This window comes from Sphingomonas bacterium, from assembly GCF_903643065.1.
Lineage (GTDB): Bacteria > Pseudomonadota > Alphaproteobacteria > Sphingomonadales > Sphingomonadaceae > Sphingomonas.
Genome location: NZ_CAHJWX010000167.1, coordinates 1 through 5,563 on the forward strand (window position 1 = coordinate 1; position 5,563 = coordinate 5,563).

Genomic DNA, 5,563 nt, shown 5'->3' on the forward strand with positions numbered 1-5,563 from the left:
AGATGACCCGGATGGTGGTCCCCGTTTAGGTGCCGATTACCGGGTCAGGTGGTCCCCGATCGCACGCCGAAACACACGCCCAAGGAGCGCTAGGCACCCTCGCTGCCCGGGCCGACCCGGCTCAGGTTGAACTCGTGCAGGCGGCTTTCCGCGCGTGTTTGGAGCAGACAGACCCGGCAGCTGCCGAGCTTAGGTTGGCCGACGTTCGTGTATGCGTCCGGAACGCCAATCGCGAGGCTGCAGCCTTCGTCAGGGCCGAAGCTGAGAGCCGCGATCGTGACGCCGCCTCGGCGCGGGGGTAGGCGCGATCGATACCAGTTTGCGGGATCGATTGCGGGAGGTTTCGCTAGGCGATGCGCCCCTGGATCAAGGGACGCGCGAACAGGCGGAAGCCGAGATCAAGCCAGCCGAACTTGGCTTTGCAGAACAGAGCCCGGCGCAAGCAGATTGCGCGTCTGGTTGATCGTGGCCGTGGCGTGCTGCATCCTGTTCACGACCAACGGTTTCATTCTGAGCGGCTTGACCGTCTTCGATAGCCGGATGCTGATTGAACTCGGTCTGAGCAACACGGCACTCAGGCTCCGCGACACCATCACGATCGCAACGCTGGGCATCACCATGCCGATCATCGGCTACATGATCGATAGGCTGCCTGTCCGGCCGATTCTCGTCGGTGGCCTCCTGACCATGGTGTTCGCGTTCGCGGCCTACACCAGGGTGGATGCGCTGTGGCAAATCTACGCGCTGCACATCCTGCTTGGCATCTGCCAGGCGACGAGCGGTGTCCTCGCCTGCGTATTTCTCGTGTCCGGCTCTACCGGGCAGCATCGCGGGATGGCCCTGGGTGTGTTGATCGCGGGCTCCAGCGCGGGGAACGCGGTGGTTCCCGGGCTCAACAGCATCTTGCTGGATCATTGGCCCTGGCGGACGGCGATCCTGTCGGGAGCGGTCGCGGGGTGCGTCCTGATCCCGCTGGTGCTGACGATCGTCCGCGAGCCTCCCAGAGCCGCCAGCCCCCTAGCCGCTGCTCACAGCGGCGCGGGGAGCAGCTTCGTGCCGATGTTGCGTTCTCCCGACTTCACGACGCTCGCGATCACCGCGTCGGGCACGGTGTTTTGCGTGATGGTGCTCGCGACCAACCTGAGCCTCTATGCGGTGAGCCCCGGCGTCTCGCGCGCGAGCCTGGGACCGCTCCTGCTCCTCGCCTTGTTCGGGGCTGCGGTGGCAGCTCAGGTGCTGGCCGGCGCGGCAACCTATCGTCTGCCGGCATGGCTTATTCATATGGTGGCCGTGATCGTGATGGGAGCAGGCGCGACGGTGCTGGCGGTGGCGCCGGCAAACTTCGCCCTGCCGGCCGTCGCGTTGTTCGGGCTGGGCTGGGGAGCGAACAGCACGATGCTCCAGGTCAGGCCGACGATGTTGTTCAACGGGCCGTCGCTCGGCCTGATCCTGTCTCTGCTGGCGTTGACCGAGACGATGGGAGGGGCGCTTGGGCCGGTCGTCGCCGGCTATATCCGCGATCGAACCGGGTCGTTCGCGCCGGTCTTCGCTCTGGTGGCCGGCCTCATGGTCGTCCTTGCGCTGCTGACCTTCCTGGCGGCGCCGAGAAAGCGGACGACAGATGCTCTGTCCACCGCGCTCGATCGATAATCTCCGGCCGACGCGTGCGAGCCAGCGCGTCCACGTCGCCGGAATGAACGTGCGGCCACGATACCGACACCCTGCGAGTAACATTCTTTGCGTACAAATTGCGGTGCTTTGCCATAATAACTAGCTTCAGACGAACGATACGTATACATTGCTTCAACTGGATTATTGGATTTGGGCAGAGCGAGCGGTGCACGCCTGTTTGCGGGAAGCAGTGGAGAGGGAAGACGATGGCGTTCCATTACATTCTCCTCGACACCAGCGCCATGCCGGTGGCCGACGTCGCGGATCATCCGGGCGCGAGGGTCCAGACCCTGCTGCGCGACGAAGACTTCCCCGGCGCGGTGGAGATCACCTTCGGTCCGTCCGGCTTTACCGGGCGCGTGCGCGAGTTGCTCAGCCACGGCCCGCATCGCCACTATCATCGCTCCGTAAACGAACGTCATTATGTGCTCGAGGGGGATTATCCAATCTATCACTGGAAGGATCCATCCGGCGAGGGTTCGCTTACCCGCCTCCAGCGGCACCATTATCTCGAGAACCCGCCCATGACGCTGCACGGCATCACCGCCGACACGTTGCCTGAACTGGGTTGGAAGCATCTTCGCTGGAGCGACGGGCTCGGAACCGACATTTACGAGCCGGGTGCCGCCGAGGAAACGCTGGAGGTGGGTTTCACGCAGCCCTACCCCGCGGTGCCGTTCACGGACCCTATCCTGCTCCACGCCGAGGAACTGCCCTGGCAGCCGAGCGCGCTCAGGTCCGGCTGGCGTACGAAGCAGCTCACGCGCGGCGTCTCCGGCGCACGGGCGGTGACGCTCGTGTCGATCCCCGCCGGATCGAGCGACCGGATCGAGATCGGGTCGCCCGCCGAGGGCGAGAGCAGCTGGCTGTTCGTCATCTCGGGCGACCTCGCGCTGGAGATCGTGGCGCCGACCAAGTCGCATGCCGCGAAGCTCCACGAAGGCGGCTTCCTGGCTTGGGCTGCGGGCTCCGCGCCGCGATCCGACGGGGCGCCGCTCAGCGACGGAGGATGCGTCCTCCTTTGCGTCGGGCACACGCTGGGCGCGGTTGCCGTAAAATAATGACGCTTGGCGCGCCGCCGATCACAGGAGACTATCAGATGCAGACGATCCGCCTTCCGCTTCAACTGGCCACGCCGGAGACGATCGCGCCGTTCGGATCGCTGCTCGCGGTCCCGGCCGCGAAGGGCGAAGCGCTGCCCGTCGCCTTCTACGAAGGCAGCGTCGAGGTCTACAAGCCGTCGATATTCGTGTCCGATCACGAAACCGAGCTGAACATCGCGCGCGTTAACCGGCGCAAGCCCGAGGTCCAGTGGATGGAACGCCACTTCAAGCATACCCAGACTTTCATCCCGATGGGCGGCCGTCCGTTCGTGATGGTGCTCGCGCCGCCTACCGAAGACGATATACCCGATCCGTCGAGCGCCAAGGCGCTGCTGTTCGATGGCTCGGGCGGGTTCTGCATGGATATCGGGGTCTGGCATGAATTTCCCTTCGCGCTGGCCGACGATACGCATGTCGTCGTCGTGCTCCGCTCGGAGGCCACCAAATCGCTGATGAAGTCGGTCGTCCACGACGGCGAAGCGAGCGGCGGCGACATCGACAAGAAGGATATCCAGCGCCGCTTGTCGGTGACTCTCGAACCGATCTTCTGACCCTCCGCGCATCCTCATGGAGCGATCCGGCATGAGCGTCACGCCTGCGGTGACATATGGCAGACTGCCGGGAACGCGGCTCGGCACGGCCCCGGCGAGCCGGCCGGCTTCGCTCGAGGCGGCCTAGACATGGTCCACGTCCGTCGCTCCTATGTCGACGTCGGTGGCCGCCAGATGCACCTGCGTCGTGCCGCGCCGGAAGACGGGGCGGACGCGCCGCCGCTGTTCTGCTTTCACATGAGTCCCATGTCGGGGCGGGTCTACGAGGCTTTCCTCGCCGCGATCGGTACGGACCGGACGGCGATCGCGCCGGACACGCCCGGCTTCGGCGCCTCGGATCAGCCGCCCCCGCTGCCGACGATCGACGACTATGCCGACGCGATGGCGGCACTGATCGAGGCGACGGGCGTCACGCGGCCGGTCGATCTCATGGGCTATCATACCGGATCGCTGATTGCGGTGGCGCTCGCGCATCGGCATCCCGCGTTCGTCCGCCGGATCGTCGCCATCGGCATGCCCATCTTCGACGATGCCGATCGGGCCGAGCTTCAGGCGCTCTACGCCAGGGTTCCGCCTGCCGAGGACGGCAGCCACCTCGTCGACTTCTGGCGTCGCTTTCTATTGTGGAACCGCGCGGGCGGATCGACGATCGACGAGGTGGCGGACGCCTTTCCCTGCGGGCTGCTCGGCCGGGCGGACGGCTGGTGGGGTCATCGCGCGGCATTCGCCTTCGCGGCGGAAGCGGTCCTCCCGCATGTCGCCCAGCCGCTGCTCGTGCTCAACCCCGCGGACGATCTCACCGCCCAAACCGCCCGCGCCGCGCCGCTCCTGCGCAACGGCCATATGCTCGATGTGCCGGGCTGGGGACATGGTTTCCTGGACCGGCAGACGCGCGATGCCGCTCGCCTGGTCCGCAGTTTCCTCGATGCGCCGGATGAGGCGCCCTTCGCTACGCTTGCGCCCGGATCGGGCGCCGTGCCGCGGATGGTTCCGGCATGACGATCCGGCGCGGCTTTGCGGATGTGGCCGGCGTTCAGGCGCATTACCGCACGGCGGGCGCAGGTGCGCCGATCATCCTGTTCCACGCCTCGCCAGGCAGCGCCAAGCAGCTCGAGCCGCTGATCGCCGCGCTCGCGTCGTCTGCGCGGGTGATCGCGCCCGACACGCCCGGCAACGGCGACACGCCGCCGCTCGGCATCCTTGAACCGACGGCGGCAGACCTCGCCGCAGCGCAGCTCCGCTTCCTAGATGCCATGGATCTGGAGACGGTCGACGTCTACGGCACGCATACTGGCGGGTGCATCGCCGCCGAGCTGGCGATCCTTGCCCCCGGACGCGTGCGCCGGCTGGTGCTGGACGGAATCGGAATGTGGGAGGGCGAGGAGCAGGCCGATCTGCTCGCCCGTTATGCGCTGCCGTTTACGCCCGATCTCGATGGCGGCTACCTCCAGCGCGCCTTCACCTTCTGCCGCGATCAGTTCCTGTTCTTTCCGTGGTACATGCGCGATCGCGCGCACCGCATCGACGGCGGCCTTGGCAGCGCGGACATGCTCCACGACTGGGTGATAGAGCTGCTGAAAGCATCGACGACCTACGCACCCAACTATCGCGCCGCATTCCGCTGGCCAGCGCGCGAGCGGCTCGCATACGTGCGGACGCCCACGCTCGTCCTGGCCGCCGAGACCGACCCGGTGCGTGAACTCACCGAACGCGTGGCCGCATGGCTGCCGGGCGCGCGCTACCTCGCCTTGCCGCGTGGCGATCAGCCTGGGTTTCCGGCCCTTCTAGCGCAGGCGGTGCTGGACCATGTCCGGCAGCAATGACCGGCGACTGAACCAATACGGCAAGCGCGGGAGCGCGAGAATTTGAATGATCCTCTCCCGGCTTGACGGACACCGATGATAGGCTCTGCGGAGCCAGGAGGTGCATGATGGGGAGTATGACGAAGCGCCGGTTGACGGACGAGTTCGAGCGCGAGGCGGCGGCACAGGAGACGAGCGGGCGACGGCGCATTTAGATCGCCAGCGAACTGGAGATCGTGCCGACAATGCTGCGTCGCTGGCAGAGCAAGCAGCAGAAGGGCAGCGCCCCACCGACGAACCCGGCGGCGAAGCCGCCAGTATCGTGGTCAAGCCGCGCCCGGCCTCGTCACTGCGCGCCAGCACAGCGAACTCCTGGTCGAGCGCTTCGATGCGGCAGTCCAGCGCCGCCACTCCGCGCGCATGTCGACGATCAGCG

General features: G+C 66.5%; 5 protein-coding genes. All 5 read left to right on the forward strand.

The window, feature by feature from the left end:
* The first annotated feature begins 465 nt into the window (after positions 1–465).
* The 5 genes from HUU95_RS07245 (at position 466) to HUU95_RS07265 (ending at position 5,148) form a co-directional block, all read left to right on the forward strand.
* Positions 466–1,650 carry an MFS transporter gene (locus tag HUU95_RS07245; protein ID WP_254602670.1) on the forward strand — a complete coding sequence of 395 codons (1,185 nt, stop codon included), beginning with the start codon at positions 466–468 and terminating at the stop codon, positions 1,648–1,650.
* 227 nt (positions 1,651–1,877) lie between these two features.
* Positions 1,878–2,732 (forward strand): hypothetical protein, encoded by an 855-nt coding sequence (locus tag HUU95_RS07250; RefSeq protein ID WP_174279505.1) that lies wholly within the window; start codon positions 1,878–1,880, stop codon positions 2,730–2,732.
* A 38-nt stretch (positions 2,733–2,770) separates the two neighbouring features.
* Positions 2,771–3,325, forward strand: coding sequence for an ureidoglycolate lyase (locus HUU95_RS07255; protein WP_174279506.1), 555 nt, complete (start codon positions 2,771–2,773; stop codon positions 3,323–3,325).
* Between the two features lie 129 nt (positions 3,326–3,454).
* Entirely contained in the window at positions 3,455–4,324 is an 870-nt protein-coding gene (locus tag HUU95_RS07260; protein WP_174279507.1) for an alpha/beta fold hydrolase, read from the forward strand.
* Complete coding sequence (locus tag HUU95_RS07265; RefSeq protein WP_174279508.1) at positions 4,321–5,148, forward strand: alpha/beta fold hydrolase; 828 nt, start codon at positions 4,321–4,323, stop codon at positions 5,146–5,148. The genes HUU95_RS07260 and HUU95_RS07265 overlap by 4 nt, the downstream gene beginning before the upstream one ends.
* The last annotated feature ends 415 nt before the right edge of the window (positions 5,149–5,563 follow it).

Excerpts from the sequence above, each read along its gene's own strand:
- HUU95_RS07265 (WP_174279508.1), top strand. The coding sequence starts at position 4,321 with ATGACGATCCGGCGCGGCTTTGCGGATGTGGCCGGCGTTCAGGCGCAT.
- HUU95_RS07250 (WP_174279505.1), top strand. The coding sequence starts at position 1,878 with ATGGCGTTCCATTACATTCTCCTCGACACCAGCGCCATGCCGGTGGCC.
- HUU95_RS07255 (WP_174279506.1), top strand. The coding sequence starts at position 2,771 with ATGCAGACGATCCGCCTTCCGCTTCAACTGGCCACGCCGGAGACGATC.
- HUU95_RS07260 (WP_174279507.1), top strand. The coding sequence starts at position 3,455 with ATGGTCCACGTCCGTCGCTCCTATGTCGACGTCGGTGGCCGCCAGATG.